We start from the raw sequence: 17,852 nt of genomic DNA on the forward strand, positions 1-17,852 counted from the left end.
CATCTGGGTTGATGATTGATGGAACTCCTTCTCTTATAAGTGTTCCTTTTACTGGATCTATTTTAACTTCGTTTGTATCTGGAACTTGTTTTAAACAAACAACTATCTTCATTATCTAAATCCTCCTTATTATTATGTAAATATATTCAGAAACTCTTTTTGGGGAGGTGAGCTCTAATGCTGAAAAATCAACTTTAAGCTCACTTCATCTTTTTACTTTCGATACACAGAAAAATTTGCAAAGAATGAAAGCCCTCCCTAAAATATGCTACCATTATTTAAAACACTAAAATCTGTTTATAGATTATCTAAACATTGCTCCTGAAATAACCATCTTTTGAACTTGTGAAGTTCCTTCATATATTTCAGTTATCTTAGCATCTCTGAACATTCTTTCTAATGGATAATCTTTAGTATATCCGTATCCACCTAACATTTGAATACATTGAGTTGTTACGAACATAGCAGTTTCTGCTGCAAATAATTTAGCTGTTGCTGCTTCTACTGAGTATGGAAGTCCTTCTTGTTTATTGCATGCTGCTTTGTATACTAAGTATCTTGCCGCTTCTACTCTAGCTTTGCAATCTGCAACCATCCAAGCCAATCCTTGGAATTTATATAATTGTTTTCCAAACTGTTTTCTTTGTTTCATATATTCTACTGCTTCATCTAAAGCCCCTTCAGCTATTCCTAAAGCTTGAGCTGCTATACCAATTCTTCCTCCATCAAGAGTTTTCATTGCTATACCGAAACCTTTTCCTTCTTTTCCTATTAAGTTTTCAACTGGAACTTCACAATCTTCAAATACAAGTTCAGTAGTTGATGATGCATTTATTCCTAGCTTATCTTCAACCTTTCCAATTGAAAATCCTTTAAATCCTTTTTCTACGATAAATGCAGATATTCCTTTAACACCTTTGCTCTTATCTGTCATGGCAAATACTATGAAAGTATCAGCATATCCACCATTTGTTATGAATATTTTTTGACCATTTAATATATATTTGTCTCCCTCTTTAACTGCAACTGTTTGTTGGGACGAAGCATCTGTTCCAGCATTTGGTTCAGTTAATCCAAAAGCTCCTATCTTTCTTCCACTTGCTAAGTCCGGAAGATATTTAGACCTTTGATCTTCATTACAAAATTGGTCTATTACTGATGCACAAAGTGAAACATGTGCTGAAAGAATAACCCCAGTTGTTCCACATTTTTTAGATAATTCTTCTACAGCTAAAATGTATGATAAATAATCTCCACCTGCACCTTCATATTCTGTTGAAAATGGTAGTCCCATTAATCCATATCTAGCCATTTTCTTAACATTTTCTATTGGAAATCTATGTGTTTGATCTATATCTGCCGCTATAGGTTTAACTTCTTTCTCGGAAAATTCTTTTACCATTTGTATTACTAATTGTTGTTCTCTAGTTAATTGAAATTTCATTTTCTTACCTCCTATCTATTTTTAAAACTTACTAATTTTCTTTTTTCAATAAATGCATTCATACCATCTTTTTGGTCCTCTGTAGAGAAACATTCTCCGAATACTTCTGCCTCTATATTAATAGCAGTATCCATATCTACTTGTACACCTGTATTTATGGCTTGTTTACATAAGCTAACAGCAATTGGTGCATTGTGAGCAATTTTACTAGCAATCTTTTTAGCCTCATTCATTAATTCTTCTGGCTCTACAACCTTGTTAACAAGACCTATTCTATACGCTTCTTCTGCATTTATTATATTTGCTGTGTAAATAAGTTCTTTAGCCATACCCATACCTACAAGTCTTGCAAGTCTTTGAGTTCCACCAAATCCTGGAGTTATTCCAAGTGTTACTTCTGGTTGTCCAAATTTCGCTTTTGTTGATGCAATTCTCATATCACAAGCCATTGATAATTCGCATCCCCCACCTAATGCAAAACCATTAACAGCTGCTATAACAGGTTTTTCTAATATTTCTAATTTTCTAAATACTTTATTCCCCAAAATACCAAACTTTCTTCCTTTAATTACACCCATATCCTTCATCTGTAAAATGTCAGCACCTGCTACAAATGCTTTTTGTCCAGCACCTGTTAAAATTACAGCAAGGATTTCATTGTCATTTTCTATTGTGTCAATAATCATATCTAGTTCTTTTAAAACATCAATATTTAGAGCATTTAGTGCTTTAGGCCTGTTAATAGTTACAATAGCTATGTTTCCTTCTTTTTCAAGCATAACATCTTTTAATTCCATGATAATCCTCCCCAAACCTTATTTTTTGTCAAAATAAAACATATTTTAACATCTTTTTACTATACATTGTTAGTATATTAACAATGTATAGTAAAATTTTTTTTGTGTAAAACAAAATCTAAAACTCAAGTTTACAGTACTTATTATATAACTTATGCTTTTACATTTCAATAAAAATAAGTATTTTTTTTGAAAACCATCCAAATCTTTTCCATGTTTCGTGTTTTTTTCACCATTTATCATATACATAACTATATAGCATAAATAAAAATGCAAGTGGTTTTTATATTTAACCACTTGCATTTTTATTTTCTTTAGCTTAATAAATATGTTAAAGTAAGTAAACTCTCACTCAAATGTACATTTTCTATCTTTACATCTTCTTTAGCATGTAAATCAACTGGTGCGAAATTCCAAATACCCTTTACTCCATTTGCAACTAATTCATCACATATCTTTTGTGCACTTGAGCTCGTTACACATATTACCCCTAAATCAATTTTATTATCTTTTAAAAATTGTTCTAAATCGTCTATATCTTGTATTTCAACATCTCTAATCTTTATGCCTATTAATTTAGGGTTAACATCGAAAATTCCTTTTAACTCAATTCCAAATTTATCAAAATTATAATTAGCTATAGCCTGCCCGATATTACCCGCCCCTATAATTACAGTGTTATATTGATGGTCTAAACCTAATATTGAACTTATTTCTCTATGTAAGTCTTTAACATTATAGCCATATCCCTGTTGTCCAAAATCTCCAAAGCAATTAAGATCTTGTCTTATTTGTGAAGCTGTAAATCTTATTTTCTCACTTAATTCCTTAGAAGATATTCTATCAACATCATTTTTCATAAGTTCAGTCAAATATCTGTGATATTTTGGCAACCTCCTAATCACAGCCATTGAAATATTTCTCTTCTTATCCACTTGCCCACTCCTCACTTTACTATTTACTAACTTTAACACTTCACTATTTTACTGTCAAATATTTTTAATAGTATTTATAAATACCCTTTCTCATTAAAACAATAAACCTATAACCTCGCAAACACACAAGCTTACATAGTAAAATTAAAATATTTAGTATTATTCCTATATATTATATTATTATATAAATAATTAATTAAACTTCAAAGGTATTATTCCTCAAAAATTTAAATTTTTTGCAATTTTTCTTGTAGAATATATATTTTTTAATTTTATTATTAAATTTTTGCCATAAGTAACTCTATTATACATGGCAGATCCACTTAAATTTCAAACCCGTAATGAACTAACATACATCAAATATATTATTAATTTTCATATTCTTTTATACCTATATATACACTTAACACTTATTTTATTATACCTATCTTCATATTTTTTTTCAATTATATTGTAGAAATTTAAGAGATTTCACATTGATTTTTCAATAAAAATTTGATTTTTATTTAAAATTTCAGTATTAAACTACTTAAATATATCCAAATACAAAATTTATCCAATTTTATATCAATAACGCCTCATCTAGAACACCATTTCTTTAATTTTACAAAAACCTTTTCATGTAATTACCACAAAACTTTTCAAATACTTGAATTTTAAGAAACTCAAACAAAATTGCTTTCAAAAAAATTTATACTACAAAAATTATGATTAACATAGTAAAATATACTGGGAAGGTGAGCTAAATGATCGTTTTAAGTTGCAAAAATATACACAAAAGTTATGGTATAGATGTAATATTGAAAAATGTAACATTTAATATAAATGAAGGAGAACACATAGGTCTTGTAGGCCCAAACGGTGCTGGTAAATCTACAATATTAAAAATCATTAATAAACAAATTGAAACAGATAGTGGAGATATATTTATTGATAAAAACAAAATTATAGGATATCTTTCTCAAAATCTGTCTTTAGAAAGTACTAACTCTATATACGATGAAGTACTATTAGTTTTTTCAAGTCTTATAAATCTTGAAAATAAATTAAGTGAATTGGAAAAAGAAATGAATAAGCCTTATGATACATCAAATGAAGAATATCATAACAAGGTAATCAAAGACTATACTTTAACCTCCGAGCTTTACATGAATAGAGGCGGGTATACTTATAAAGCTGAGATTAATAAAGTTTTAAAAGGATTAGGTTTTTTAGAAAAGGATTATTCTAAACCAATAAATATTTTAAGTGGTGGACAAAAAACTAGAGTAGCCCTATGCAAGCTTCTTCTTTCAAAACCTGATATTCTTCTATTGGATGAACCTACAAACCATTTAGATTTAGATGCAATTGAATGGCTTGAAGAATATTTAAAATCATATAAAGGTACTATATTAGTCATATCTCATGATAGATTCTTTTTAGATTCCATCACAGACAAAACTCTTGAGCTTTCAAATGGTTGTATAGATATCTATAATGGAAATTACAGTGCATATATTGAACTTAAGAAAAAAGCTTATGAAGAAAAGTTAAAAGCTTATAATCTTCAGCAAGCAGAAATAAATCGTCAAGAAGAAATAATAGAAAGATATCGTTCGTTTAATAGAGAAAAAAGTATACGTGCTGCTGAAAGCAGACAAAAATCACTAGATAAAATTGAAAGAATTGAATCTCCTACTAAAGAAAATAAAATAACAAAAATAAAATTCCAGCCACAAATTCAAAGTGGTAATGATGTGCTTCACATAGAAAATCTCTCTAAACACTATGAAAGTAAAACTCTCTTCGAAAATTTAAATCTTGATATAAAACGCGGAGAACATGTTGCTCTAATAGGTGAGAACGGACGCGGCAAAACAACTTTATTTAAAATTTTAATGAATAAAGTAAAAAATGATGATGGTATATGTATTCTTGGGAAAAATGTATTTTTAGGCTACTATGATCAGGAACAATCAAATTTAGAACCTGAAAAGACAGTACTTGATGAAGTATGGGATGATTTTCCTAACCTTAACACTACACAAGTTAGAACTTATCTTGCTGCATTTTTATTTATAGGTGATGATGTGTTTAAAAAAATTTCAACACTAAGTGGTGGAGAAAAATGTAGAATAAATCTTTTAAAGCTTATGTTGTCAAAATCAAATTTTTTATTATTAGATGAGCCAACTAACCATTTAGATATTATGTCTCGTGAAGCTTTAGAAGATGCTATACTAAATTATGATGGAACTGTTTTAGTTATATCTCACGATAGATACTTTTTAAACAAAGTAGTTGATAAAATCCATGAATTAAATATTGATGGTGTAAAAACATATTTAGGTAATTATACTTATTATGTTGAAAAGAAAAAGAACCCTTTAAGATTTCAAGATTTAGAAGAATTTGAAGGTAAAACTAAAACTCAAATTAACTACGAGAAGAAAAAGAAAAAGGAAGAAGAAAAACTAGAAAAACAGCGCAAACTAAAAATTAAAAACTTAGAGAAGGAAATAGCTGATTTAGAGCAAACTTTAGAAAATCTTCAGAATAAACTTTGTCTTGAAGAGATTTATTCTAATCCTGAAAAAAGTGAAGAGGTAAATAAAGAACTTTCAAGTATTGAGGATGATTTGGAGAAATTATATGAAGAATGGGAAGAATTCCTTTAAGAAATGAGTGATAAAAATGATTAATACAGAGTTAAAAAACTTAGTGTGCCAAACTATTGATAACAATGCAGAAAAACTTATAGAACTTGCCAAAAAACTTGATGATTGCCCTGAACTTGGATATAAAGAAAATAAAACCTCCAATCTTGTATCTAATTTCTTTGAAGAATTAAAAATTCCATATAAAAAAAACCTAGCTATAACCGGTATAAAAGCCAAATTAAAAGAAAACTGCAAAGGTCCTAATATAGCTATTTTAGGTGAATTAGACGCTGTAATCTGTCCTAGTAGTTCTAAAGCTGATCCATTAACAGGAGCAGCTCACGCATGCGGACACAATCTTCAACTTACAGCAATGCTTGGTGCTGCCCTAGGACTAAAACTATCCAATATATCAGATCAGCTTCATGGTAATGTAACCTTTATGGGAGTACCTGCCGAAGAATTTATAGAAATTGAGTATAAGCAAAAACTGCATAAAGAAGGTAAGATTCATTTTTTTGGAGGTAAGCAAGAGCTTTTATATCTTGGTGAATTTGACGATATAGATATATCTATGATGATTCATTCTGATAAAAATACGCCTGAAACAAAAGTATCAGTTGGAGATACGAGCAATGGATTTATGGCAAAAGCAATTCAATACATTGGCAAAACTGCCCATGCCGCAGAAGCACCTGATGAAGGCATCAATGCTTTAAATGCTGCTATGATAGGTCTTATGGGCATACATGCTCTTAGAGAAACATTTAAAGATGAAGACCATATTAGAGTTCATCCTATTATTACAAAAGGAGGAGATATAGTTAATAGTGTTCCCTGTGATGTGAGACTTGAAACATACGTCAGAGCTAAAAACATGAAAGCAATAGAAAGCACTCACACTAAGGTAGATAATGCTTTAAAAGCAGGTGGTTATGCGATTGGAGCTGAAACTATTATCAATACACTCCCTGGTTATTTACCTTTAAACTGCTCTAAAGCTTTAAATAATTTATTTATAGATAATGCTTTATCACTAATTCCTAAAGAGAAAATAGTAAGTACTGGACATTTTGGTGCTTCAACAGATATGGGGGACATTTCACATATTATTCCTACAATACATCCTTTTATAGGTGGAGTTGATGGTGCTCTTCACACTGAAAAATTTCATGTGACAGATTATTATTCTGCTTGTATATTGCCTGCAAAACTTTTTGCTATGACTGTAATAGATTTATTAAGTAATGAAGCCCAGAAAGCTAATGAAATAAAATCAAATTTCAAGCCTTTATTAACTAAAGAAGAATATATAACTATGCTGGAAAATTATTTTTGTTAAATAAGTTTAGAGATATTTTCTCTAAACTTATTTTGCTATAAATGTTCTCCACAAAAAGGACAAAATATAATCTTTTTAAACATCTCATCTAATTTATTACCACAGTATGGACAGAATCGTAATTTGATCTCATGATTTTCTTTCTTTGCTAAAGCCATTTTTAATTTTTCTTCATTAACAGGTGTCTGGATAACTCTATCTACTCCATTTTCCTTGTAATCATCTATATCTAAAGAATTACTGGAAGATAAAACGCAGATACTACTTGAATTAATATCTTTAAGTTTCTTTATAAGCCTATCTCCTGTTGTTTCTTTCATAATTAAGTTTACAATAATAATATCTGGTGAGAACTCTTTAGTTTTGCTCAAAGCTTCGTATTCATCACCTAATTGAACACTATATCCTAATCTTATTAATAAATCCTTAATAATCATCTTTTCAAATTTGCAATCATTAATGAGAAGTACTTTTTTCAACCCATCACCCACCTCCGACTTTTCTCTGCTTTATCAAGATATATTTTCCATTAAAAATATACTCTATAGTATTATTATAAATTAAAACCCTATGTTTGGAAACACAGGGTTTTAATTTATAAATTTGTTGAATTGCTTTTAAAATATATATTTAGTTTTTCACTTCATCATATAAATGACATGCTACCATACGTCCCGCTCCTATATCTTGCATTTTAGCTTCTTCTTTTTTACATATTTCCATGCATTTGCTGCATCTAGTATGAAATCTACAGCCCTTTGGAGGATCAATAGGACTAGGAACATCTCCATTTAAAATTATTCTTTCTTTCCTTTTTGTAGGGTCCGGTATAGGAATAGCTGAAAGAAGAGCTTGGGTATAAGGATGCTTCGGATTGCTATACAACTCACTGTCACTTCCTATCTCAACTAATTTGCCAAGATACATAACTCCTACACGATTACTTACATGTTTAACTACATTTAATCCATGTGCTATAAACAAATATGTCAAGTTAAATTCTTTTTGAAGATCATCTAACAAATTTAACACCTGAGCTTGAATAGATACATCCAATGCAGATACGGCTTCATCACAAACAATTAACTTAGGATTAACAGCTAATGCTCTTGCAATACCTACTCTTTGTCTTTGCCCCCCACTAAACTCATGAGGATATCTGTTTCTTTGATAAGTAGCAAGACCAACACATTCCAATAATTTTCTCACTCGCTTCTCCACATCTTCCCCTTTAGCAATACTATTTATTTTGATGGGTTCAGCAATTATATCTCCTATAGTCATTCTTGGGTTCAAAGAAGCATATGGATCTTGGAAAATAATTTGAATCTCCTTTCTTAATTCCTTTTGTCTTTTTTTATTAGTCTCAATTATATTTTCATTATTGAAAATAATCTCTCCACTAGTAGGTTTAAGTAAATTTACAATCATCTTTCCAGTAGTAGATTTTCCGCATCCTGACTCCCCTACAAGTCCTAAAGTTTCACCTTTATATATATCAAAAGTTATATCATCTACCGCTTTTACGTTATTTGTAACTTTGTTAAATATCCCTGAATGTATTGGAAAATATTTTTTTAAATTCTTAACCTGTAATAATACTTCTGACATTACATTTCCCCCTTTTAGCTATACAAAAAACACCTAACCTCTCTACCATTAACATTAACCAATTCAGGTTTTTCCTTTGTACATCTCTCCATACACTTAGTGCATCTTGTACTAAAAGGGCACCCTTTAGGTAAATTTAATGGGTTAGGAACTACTCCCTCTATCATAAAGAGTTTTTCTTTATTACCATCAATTTTAGGTATAGAGTTTAAAAGTCCCTCAGTATAAGGATGAAGCGGCTTTTCGAATATCTCTCCCACTTTCCCTTTTTCTACAATTTGACCTGAATACATAACTACAACCTTGTCAGCAGTTTCTGCAACTACTCCTAAATCATGTGTTATAAGCAAAATAGATGTTCCAAACTTGTCTCTTAGCTTTAACATTAAATCTAAGATTTGCGCCTGAATTGTTACATCTAAAGCAGTAGTAGGTTCATCTGCAATCAAAAGCTCCGGACTGCAGGCAAGAGCTATGGCAATCATCACACGCTGTCTCATACCGCCACTCATTTGATGTGGATAATCCTTAACTCTCTTCTCCGGAGAAGGGATTCCAACTAGCTCAAGCATTTTCACAGCCTCTTTAGCAGCCTCCTTTTTACTCATATTCTTATGTCTAATTAAGGTTTCACATATCTGCCTTTCTATAGTAAAAACAGGGTTTAAGGATGTCATAGGTTCTTGAAATATCATGGATATTTTGTTCCCTCTTATATCCTGCATTTGTCTTTTATTTTTCTTTAGTAAATCTTCCCCATTAAATAAAATTTCACCTTCTGCTATTTCTCCTGGAGGGCTCTGTATCAATCTCATTATAGATAACGATGTTACACTTTTTCCGCTGCCCGACTCTCCAACAATAGCAACAACATCTCCCTTTTCTACTTGAAAATCCACCCCATTTACTGCATTAACAACTCCAGCTTTTGTTTTAAATTGTGTTTTTAAATTTTTAACTTCTAATAACATGTGGTCTTCCCCCTTAATTACGTAATCTTGGATCTAAAGCATCACGTAGTCCATCACCAAATAAATTGAATGCAAGAACTGTAATAGTTATGGCTATACCAGGGAAAATAACTATATGAGGTGCATTAAAAAAATACCCTCTTCCTGAACCTAACATGCTTCCCCATTCTGCAGCAGGCGGCCGAACCCCTAGTCCTAGAAATCCTAAAGCGGCTGTATCTAAAATTGCTGAAGATATCCCTAATGTAGCACGCACAACAATAGGTGAAATAACATTAGGTAAAATATGCTTAAATATTATTGCACTATCACTATTTCCAATTACTCTTGCAGATTGAACATATTCACTTTCTTTTATAGCTAAAATTGAACTTCTAACTATACGTGCATATTCTGGAATAGTTACAATACTGATTGCAATAATAGCCTTGTCTATACCACGACCTAATGCACTCATAAAAGCTATAGCCAAAAGTAATGATGGAAAAGCTAAAATTATATCCATAAATCTCATAATAAGCATATCTATTTTTCCACCATAATATCCTGCAGTAGCTCCTAATACCGTTCCTATGGATAATGCAAAGGTAACAGCCATTATACCTACTCTCAATGAAATTTTTGTACCATCAATAATTCTGCTTAAAATATCTCTTCCTTGCTCATCAGTACCAAACCAATGTAACTTGGATGGAGCTTGTAAACTTTGAGATAATTCTCCAACGTTAGGGTTATAAGGCATAATATATTTTCCCAAAACAGCTATAATAATCAAGAGTACTATTATAACCATTCCAAATACAGCCGTCTTATTTTGTCTTAACATATTCCACATTTCTCTCCATTGAGAAAAATTCTTTTTTTCTTTCATTTCTTCACTTTTATCTATAAAATTATCTTTTACTTCTAAATTATTTTCCATATTAAGACCTCCTTTAAGAATATTTGATTCTTGGGTCTAACTGAGCATACAGTAGATCTACAAGTAAATTTACAACGACAAATATTATTGCTAACATCATAACAGATCCTTGAACTACAGGATAATCTGATTTTAAAATTGCATCTACGGTATAGCTTCCAATCCCCGGCCATGAAAAAACAGTTTCAGTTAAAACCGCTCCGCCAAGTAAAGAACCTAATTGAAGTCCTATTACTGTAACAATAGGAATTAAAGCATTTCTTAAAGCATGACTTAATATAACAACTTTTTCAAAAACTCCTTTTGACCTTGCAGTACGTACATAATCCTGTCTTATTACTTCAAGCATTGTAGACCTTGTCATACGTGTAATTATAGCAGTAGAATATGATGCTAGAGCAACAGCTGGTAATATTATATGACTTAAAGCATCTTTAAAAGCTTCCATGTTTCCCGTGAGTAAGCTATCTAACAAATATAATCCTGTAATATGCTGTGGTTCCATTCCAATTTGTATTCTTCCAGCTACAGGCAAAATCCCTAAATTTACAGAAAACAATACAATAAGCATAAGCCCAAGCCAAAATATAGGCATTGATACTCCTAGTAAAGATATAATCATACTTATATAATCAACAATTGTATTCTGCTTAACAGCTGAGATAACCCCTATAAGAATACCAAAAATTGAAGCTAATATAATTGAAACTAAAGCAAGCTCAACTGTAGCTGGAAATCTTGAACCTAACTCTTTTGCCACAGAAGTTTTAGTAATAAGCGAATTTCCTAAATCCCCTTGCAATATACCTTTTAAGAACTCAAAATATTGTATATATAATGGTTGATTTAATCCCAATTCCTCTCTAAGCTTTGCAATCTGTTCAGTAGTTGCATGTTGTCCTAAAATTATACTTGTAGGATCGTTTGTAAATACATGCATTACTAAAAATACCATTATGGAAACTCCAATTAAAACTGGAATAAGCATAAGCAGTCTTTTGACTATATATTTAACCATATATTTTCCCCCTATATCCAAATATGAAAATGGGAAACCCACAAAAGGGGGTTTCCATTTATAAGTTTTACTATTAAACTACTCTTTATCGACATCCTTTAAGAATATAACTCCCGTTGGATGATACTTAAATCCTTTAACCTTAGACGAATATGCTGCCATACTCTGAGCACTTGAAATTGGCAACCATGGTGCATCTTTTGCTAGTATTTCTTGAATTTCTTTGTATAATTCATTTCTCACCTCTCCATTTGGCGTTTGTCTTGCTTCAGCAAGAAGTTTATCTACTTTATCATTTTTATATTTTGCTGCATTCAGACTTGATGCGATTTCATTTGAATCAAGTAGTGATAAGAAGTTATCTGCATCTCCATTATCTCCAGTCCATCCATAGAACATTATATCTCCTTCACCTTGTTTTGTTTTTTCTTTATATTCTGTCCAAGTATAAGGTTCTACTGTAGCTTTAACTCCAACCTTTAATAAGTATCCTTGAATAGCTTCTGCTAGTTTTTGTCCTACTGGATTATATGGTCTTGGATTTGAATAAACTATCATTTTTATTTGTAAGTTTTCTTTTCCCAACTCCTTTAACATAGCCTTTGCTTTTTCTGGATTGTATTCATAAGGTTTAACCTTATCATTAAATCCTGGTATAAAGCTTGGCATCTGGCTATTTGCTACTTCTGAATATCCTTGATATAAGAATTTAACTAATTCTTCTCTATCTATAGCATGACTTATTGCCTCTCTTAACTTCGCATTATCAAATGGAGGTCTAGAACAGTTAAATGCCATATAATTTATATTCATTCCTGGCTGTTTAAGCACATTTGAGCCTGATTTCTCAATTTGTGCAACATCATTAGGATCAACTCCATCAATAATATCTACTTGCCCTGCCATGAGTTCACTAGCACGAACAGAATTCTCTTTAGTAAACTTAAACACAACTTTATTAACTTTAGCCTTTTTATCCCAATATTTTTCGTTTCTTTCCAAAACAATTGACTGTCCTCTATCCCATTTAACAAATTTAAATGGTCCAGTTCCTACAGGATTTTCTATAAACTTATCTCCATATTTTTCTACAGCTGTTGGACTTACTATAGGCGCTGCAAGACACATAGCCAAATTTGCAAGAAATGGAGTATATGGCTCTTTCAAAAGAATTTTAACAGTGTAAGTATCTACTACTTTCACCTTATCTACTGGTCCAAAAGTAAAAGATGCATATGGCATATCATCTGTTCTCTTTGGAGGTAACTGCCTATCTATGCTAAACTTTACTGCTTCAGCATTAAAATCAGTTTCATCATGAAATTTAACTCCTTGACGTAATTTAAAAGTATACTCTTTTCCATCAGGACTTACATTCCATTCTGTTGCAAGACATGGTTCTAAATCTGTAGAATCACTTTTGTATTTTAGCAATCCCTCATAAACATTTACCATAACTTTAGCAGATTCACCATCATCTACAAAAGCTGGATCCAATCCTCTGGGATCAGCACCTTGTGCAAATACCAATGTTTTTTCAGCATTTCCTTTTGCCCCAGTACTTTTTTCATTACTTTTGCTGCCGCATCCTACAAGTAAACTGCTGACAACAAAAACAGATGCCAAAACTACTGAAATTATTTTTTTCTTCATATTTCCTCCCCCTTTTTGCAGCGTTTCAGGTAAAATAATTCTTTTTTTTTGAATTCATACAGTTATGCAAACGTAATCATAATTGTATATTTATCCATTCAGTGTTATGTTTTTATTTTATGCCTGAAACTTTTATTTTTGAATTTTATAAACAAAATCAGTTTATATTTAATACAATTTCAACTAATCAGCAAATATGTTATCAAAACATCACCCCATTGCAGCTTAGTTAAAATTTTTTCATAAAAATATTAATACTCTATTGGAAACAAATACCTACAATACAAATATTTATTCACTCCCTATATTTTCTAATTATATCATTATTTTCTAATAATTGCAATATGTTTTAATCAATCTTTCATATCTTGTAAAAACGCCAATAATATAACTATAAAAATCTACTCCTAATTTTATCTACTTGACTATTTTGTTGAATAATTTTAGGAATTACCTTTGTATAAAACTCACCTTTCACCATAAACAAAAAATAAAAATAAGCTGGCTATATAACCAACTTATTATCTTTCTCCCAATTTTAAGTTTGGAATCGCGTTCAATTCTAAAGAAGCTCTTTTTCCTCTTAATAACTCGTAATAAGCAGCACTTCCTATCATAGCTGCATTGTCTGTACATAATATTGGTTCTGGAAACAATACCTTTATCCCCTTTTTCTTTCCTTCCTCAATCATTGAAGTTCTTAGACAGGAATTTGAAGCTACTCCACCAGCAATAGCAATTTTGTCTACCTTTTTTCTTTCGCATGCCTTCATAGCATTATCTACCAAAACATCCACTACTGCCTTTTGGAAAGAAGCTGCTACATCAGCATTATTCACTTCTTCTTCTTTCATATTCATCTTGTTTAGATAATTCAGCACAGCTGATTTTATACCACTAAAGGAAAAATCCAAGCAATCCTTATCATGAAAATTAGCTCTTGGAAAAACTATAGCATCCTCATCACCTTCTTTGGAAACCTTATCTATTTTGGGACCTCCAGGATATCCTAGTCCAATAGCTCTTGCTACTTTGTCAAAAGCCTCACCAGCCGCATCATCTCTCGTTTGGCCTAAAACTTCAAATTCTCCATAATCTTTCATATATACTATAAAAGTATGTCCTCCTGAAACTACAAGGCAAACAAATGGAGGTTCCAAATCTTTATATTGTATAAAATTAGAGCTTATATGCCCTTCTATATGATTTACTCCAATTAAAGGTTTATCTATTGCATAAGCAAGTCCTTTTGCATATTGAACCCCAACAAGTAAAGCGCCAACAAGTCCAGGTCCATAAGTAACCCCTACAGCATCTATATCTTTCAATGTTAAATTAGCTTCATCCAGAGCTTCTTGTACAACTAAAGCTATAGCTTCTATATGCTTTCTTGAAGCAACCTCCGGAACTACTCCACCAAACTTAGTATGAATATCTATTTGTGAAGCTATAACATTAGATAAAACTTTTCTTCCATTTACTACTACTGCTGCTGCAGTTTCATCACAACTTGACTCTATAGCCAGTATTTTCATATCCTTTTCCATTTTTATACCTCTCTTATATATTAATAACCCAAGTTAATTCTAAACATTTTCCAGCAATAATTATACTTTATTAACATTCATTACGCAAATATTCATTTGTGTGTAATTTATGTGTTCTTTCCAAATCCAATAAAAACTGCTTCATATATATTTCTTTTCCATTTATTTTCCCCATATATCCACCAATATTTCCATCTTTGCTTATAACCCTGTGGCATGGTATGAATATAGGAATTTTATTAGCTTTATTTGCCTGACCAATAGCTTGTGCTCCTTTTGGCTTTCCAATAACTTTTCCAATTTCTCCATAACTTTTAGTATCTCCATAAGGAATAGAAATTAACGCCATCCAAACTTTTTCTTGAAATATCGACCCTTGAATTGACAGCGGAATGGTAAACTTTTTTCTTTTTCCTTTAAAATATTCATCTAATTGTTCAATAACCTTTCCACTTCCATAGTCATCTCGCCTTATTTTTTTATTTTCAGCTTTAAATACCTCAAAGCTTTCTTCTCCAAATTCCACTCTGCAAATACCTTTTTCATTTAAAACTATATAGATTTTTCCTAAAGGTGAATTATATTTACTATATATTTGTTTCACAATTATACCTCTCTGTAAAATTTAATATTAATTTAATCGAACATATGTGCTATAATTAGATTTGAAAGAAACATAAAAGGAGTTAACATTATGTCTAATACTTATGCTAAAATTATAATACAAGGTTCTCCTATCTCAAAATCGAATTTTAAACTTTCTAATATTCATGGCAGATCAATTTTACCTAACAATTCTGGTAAGTATCACGATAGATATGCTATATATGAAGAACAAATAGCTTATGAAGCAAGATTGCAAAACCCTAATACTGTGCTTACAGAATCTTTAATAGCCATTTTAAAGGTTTATTATAAAAGTAAAAAAAGACATCCCGATACTACTAATATACCTAAGAGTATCTTCGACGGTATTGAGAAAAGTGGAATAATTATTAATGATGCTCAAATACGCAGGCTTATTATAGAAGAATATTATGATGATAAAAATCCCAGATTTGAACTAGAACTTTTTGGAGAAAGCAGCTATTATATGAATTACGAAATACGTGAAAAACAAGTTTCTTCTCCTCCTATGGAATATTCTCCTCCACCAAATAAAAAATCAAATGGAGTACCTAAGCCAAAAAATAAAATAAAAAATGAAAATCAACTTCACTGTGAAATCTGTGGTAAATCCATCAAAAAAGAAAATGCCATTTTCGCTAATAAAGGTCAAACAATATTATGTCACAACTGCTTAAAAAAGTTATTTTAAAAGCCTACAGAAAAATTTTTCTATAGGCTTCTTTTACTTATTTTCTTTACATATTCCGCTGCATTTTTACCCGCTCTATAACTCTCTTCAGTAATATGCTCTATCATATCATGAACATATAAGATATTTCCACAAGCATATACTCCTTGTATATTTGTTTTCATATCCTCATCAACTTCTGGACCTCTTGTAGAAGAAAGCACATTTATTCCGGCTTTCACTGCAAGCTGATTATCTGGAAATAATCCAACAGATAGTAATAAGGTATTACACTCTATGTATTCCTGAGTGCCCTCTATTGGTACCTTGTTTTTATCAACTTCAGCTATAGTAACCCCCTCTACTCTCTCTTTTCCTTTTATATTTATAACTGTATAAGACAATTTTAATGGTATATTAAAATCATCTAGGCATTTGACTACATTCTTTTCACTTCCCTCAGGACAAGGCATAATTCCAATAACAGCTTTAACATTTGCCCCTTCAATGGTCATTCTTCTAGCCATCATAAGAGCAATATCTCCTGATCCCAAAACTACTACTTCTTTTCCTGGCAAATACCCTTCAAGATTAATAAATTTTTGAACTGTACCCGCAGTATAAATACCTGCAATTCTACTTCCAGGTATACTTATTGCACCTCTAGGCTTTTCTCGGCACCCCGTTGCAAGTATGACCGCTTTTGCTCTTATTTGTATAATCCCTTCTTTATCATTCACTGCTGTTAGAAGCTTATCACTACTAAAATCTAAAACCATAGTATCTAACTTATATTCTATATTTAATTTTATTAATTCATCGATAAATCTTTGAGCATATTCTGGTCCAGTAAGTTCTTCATTAAAAATTCCAAGCCCATAACCACTATGAATACATTGGTTAAGCATTCCACCTAACTGATTCTCCCTTTCTAAAACCAAAATACTATCTGCCCCTTCATTTTTAGCTTTTACTGCTGCTGCAAGTCCGGCTGGTCCTCCACCAACCACTACTATATCGTACTCTTGCATTCTAAACTCCCCCTATTCTAGAATTCATACTGATAAGTACTTTTTATAGTATAATTTTCTAATTTAATTTTATCATTTTTTATCTCTTCTGGGTAATATATAATACTCCAAGGTCTAGACATATTTGGAGGTAATACTCCGAAATCCTCTTTAGAAAAGAAAAAATTTTCCGAAGCAACCACTTCTTCATTAACTACTATATCTAACTTTACATCTAAATTGAATATTGAATAAGAGTATCCATTCCTAACCAATAAATCTATGACTATTTCCCCTTCTTCCAAATATCGCAATCCCATACTATTAAAAGAAATAGTATCCTTTGGAACATCACCTAATTTATTTAAAAATTCTTGTATTTCTTTTTTAGTTTCATCATCTATCACAGATAAATCTGCTGCAGGTCCAAAGCTATATTGTTGATTTATCACAGCTTTTTGTTCTTTTTGTTCTTTTTGTTCTTGTTGTTCTTTCTGCTGTTTTTTTATGTTATCACCATCTTTATAAGACTTTGCGGCACTAGAATTACACCCTGAAAACAATATTATAAATATTACTATCAAGGAAGTTATTTTTTTCATATTACCTCTCCTCTGATGAAAAAAATTGTTTCATATGAAAAACAGTGTAATTATATCACTC

General features: G+C 31.0%; 15 protein-coding genes and 2 pseudogenes. 3 read left to right on the plus strand and 14 right to left on the minus strand.

Translation table 11 applies throughout. From position 1 onward, the window contains the following. The 4 genes and pseudogenes from OIO11_RS09420 to OIO11_RS09435 form a co-directional block, all read right to left on the minus strand. A pseudogene (locus tag OIO11_RS09420) lies at positions 1 to 112 on the minus strand (electron transfer flavoprotein subunit beta); the annotation flags it as partial. Between the two features lie 192 nt (positions 113 to 304). Beyond that, on the minus strand, positions 305 to 1,444 hold the full coding sequence (locus OIO11_RS09425) for an acyl-CoA dehydrogenase (protein ID WP_268071200.1): 1,140 nt from the start codon (positions 1,442 to 1,444) through the stop codon (positions 305 to 307). Between the two features lie 11 nt (positions 1,445 to 1,455). Then, positions 1,456 to 2,241, minus strand: coding sequence for a short-chain-enoyl-CoA hydratase (locus OIO11_RS09430; RefSeq protein ID WP_268071201.1), 786 nt, complete (start codon positions 2,239 to 2,241; stop codon positions 1,456 to 1,458). Between the two features lie 314 nt (positions 2,242 to 2,555). After that, a complete protein-coding gene (locus OIO11_RS09435) occupies positions 2,556 to 3,176 on the minus strand; it encodes a redox-sensing transcriptional repressor Rex (RefSeq protein WP_268071202.1) in 621 nt (206 codons plus the stop codon). 746 nt (positions 3,177 to 3,922) lie between these two features. On the opposite strand from OIO11_RS09435, the gene abc-f reads away from it, so the two are divergent. After that, positions 3,923 to 5,836, plus strand: a complete 1,914-nt coding sequence (gene abc-f, locus OIO11_RS09440) for a ribosomal protection-like ABC-F family protein (protein ID WP_268071203.1) — start codon at positions 3,923 to 3,925, stop codon at positions 5,834 to 5,836. Positions 5,837 to 5,852: 16 nt separating this feature from the next. Further along, positions 5,853 to 7,160, plus strand: coding sequence for an amidohydrolase (locus OIO11_RS09445; protein ID WP_268071204.1), 1,308 nt, complete (start codon positions 5,853 to 5,855; stop codon positions 7,158 to 7,160). Between the two features lie 35 nt (positions 7,161 to 7,195). Here the strand turns inward: OIO11_RS09445 and OIO11_RS09450 are convergent, their stop codons facing one another. From OIO11_RS09450 to OIO11_RS09485, 8 genes are all read right to left on the minus strand, one after another. Beyond that, positions 7,196 to 7,639, minus strand: a complete 444-nt coding sequence (locus OIO11_RS09450; RefSeq protein WP_268071205.1) for a response regulator — start codon at positions 7,637 to 7,639, stop codon at positions 7,196 to 7,198. A gap of 151 nt (positions 7,640 to 7,790) precedes the next feature. Beyond that, complete coding sequence (locus OIO11_RS09455) at positions 7,791 to 8,771, minus strand: ABC transporter ATP-binding protein (protein ID WP_268071206.1); 981 nt, start codon at positions 8,769 to 8,771, stop codon at positions 7,791 to 7,793. A gap of 14 nt (positions 8,772 to 8,785) precedes the next feature. Next, complete coding sequence (locus tag OIO11_RS09460) at positions 8,786 to 9,742, minus strand: ABC transporter ATP-binding protein (protein WP_268071207.1); 957 nt, start codon at positions 9,740 to 9,742, stop codon at positions 8,786 to 8,788. A 13-nt stretch (positions 9,743 to 9,755) separates the two neighbouring features. Further along, positions 9,756 to 10,664, minus strand: coding sequence for a nickel transporter permease (nikC, locus tag OIO11_RS09465; RefSeq protein WP_268071208.1), 909 nt, complete (start codon positions 10,662 to 10,664; stop codon positions 9,756 to 9,758). A gap of 13 nt (positions 10,665 to 10,677) precedes the next feature. Further along, complete coding sequence (locus OIO11_RS09470) at positions 10,678 to 11,682, minus strand: ABC transporter permease (RefSeq protein WP_268071209.1); 1,005 nt, start codon at positions 11,680 to 11,682, stop codon at positions 10,678 to 10,680. 78 nt (positions 11,683 to 11,760) lie between these two features. After that, positions 11,761 to 13,335 (minus strand): ABC transporter substrate-binding protein, encoded by a 1,575-nt coding sequence (locus OIO11_RS09475; RefSeq protein WP_268071210.1) that lies wholly within the window; start codon positions 13,333 to 13,335, stop codon positions 11,761 to 11,763. Between the two features lie 521 nt (positions 13,336 to 13,856). Beyond that, the gene (gene tsaD / locus OIO11_RS09480; protein WP_268071211.1) at positions 13,857 to 14,882 is read right to left on the minus strand and encodes a tRNA (adenosine(37)-N6)-threonylcarbamoyltransferase complex transferase subunit TsaD; all 1,026 of its coding nucleotides are present in this window, start codon (positions 14,880 to 14,882) and stop codon (positions 13,857 to 13,859) included. A 70-nt stretch (positions 14,883 to 14,952) separates the two neighbouring features. After that, positions 14,953 to 15,486 carry a methylated-DNA--[protein]-cysteine S-methyltransferase gene (locus OIO11_RS09485; RefSeq protein WP_268071212.1) on the minus strand — a complete coding sequence of 178 codons (534 nt, stop codon included), beginning with the start codon at positions 15,484 to 15,486 and terminating at the stop codon, positions 14,953 to 14,955. Positions 15,487 to 15,576: 90 nt separating this feature from the next. Between OIO11_RS09485 and OIO11_RS09490 the strand changes: the two genes are divergently transcribed. Next, a complete protein-coding gene (locus tag OIO11_RS09490) occupies positions 15,577 to 16,200 on the plus strand; it encodes a RusA family crossover junction endodeoxyribonuclease (RefSeq protein WP_268071213.1) in 624 nt (207 codons plus the stop codon). Positions 16,201 to 16,244: 44 nt separating this feature from the next. Here OIO11_RS09490 and OIO11_RS09495 read toward each other — a convergent pair. Both OIO11_RS09495 and OIO11_RS09500 read right to left on the minus strand, forming a co-directional pair. Further along, positions 16,245 to 17,210, minus strand: a pseudogene (locus tag OIO11_RS09495) (NAD(P)/FAD-dependent oxidoreductase); the annotation flags it as partial. A gap of 17 nt (positions 17,211 to 17,227) precedes the next feature. After that, the gene (locus tag OIO11_RS09500; protein ID WP_268071214.1) at positions 17,228 to 17,791 is read right to left on the minus strand and encodes an SLAP domain-containing protein; all 564 of its coding nucleotides are present in this window, start codon (positions 17,789 to 17,791) and stop codon (positions 17,228 to 17,230) included. Between the last annotated feature and the right edge of the window lie 61 nt (positions 17,792 to 17,852).

Origin of the sequence: Clostridium sp. ZS2-4 (assembly GCF_026719745.1) — a bacterium.
In the GTDB taxonomy this organism is placed as follows: Bacteria; Bacillota; Clostridia; order Clostridiales; family Clostridiaceae; genus Clostridium_H.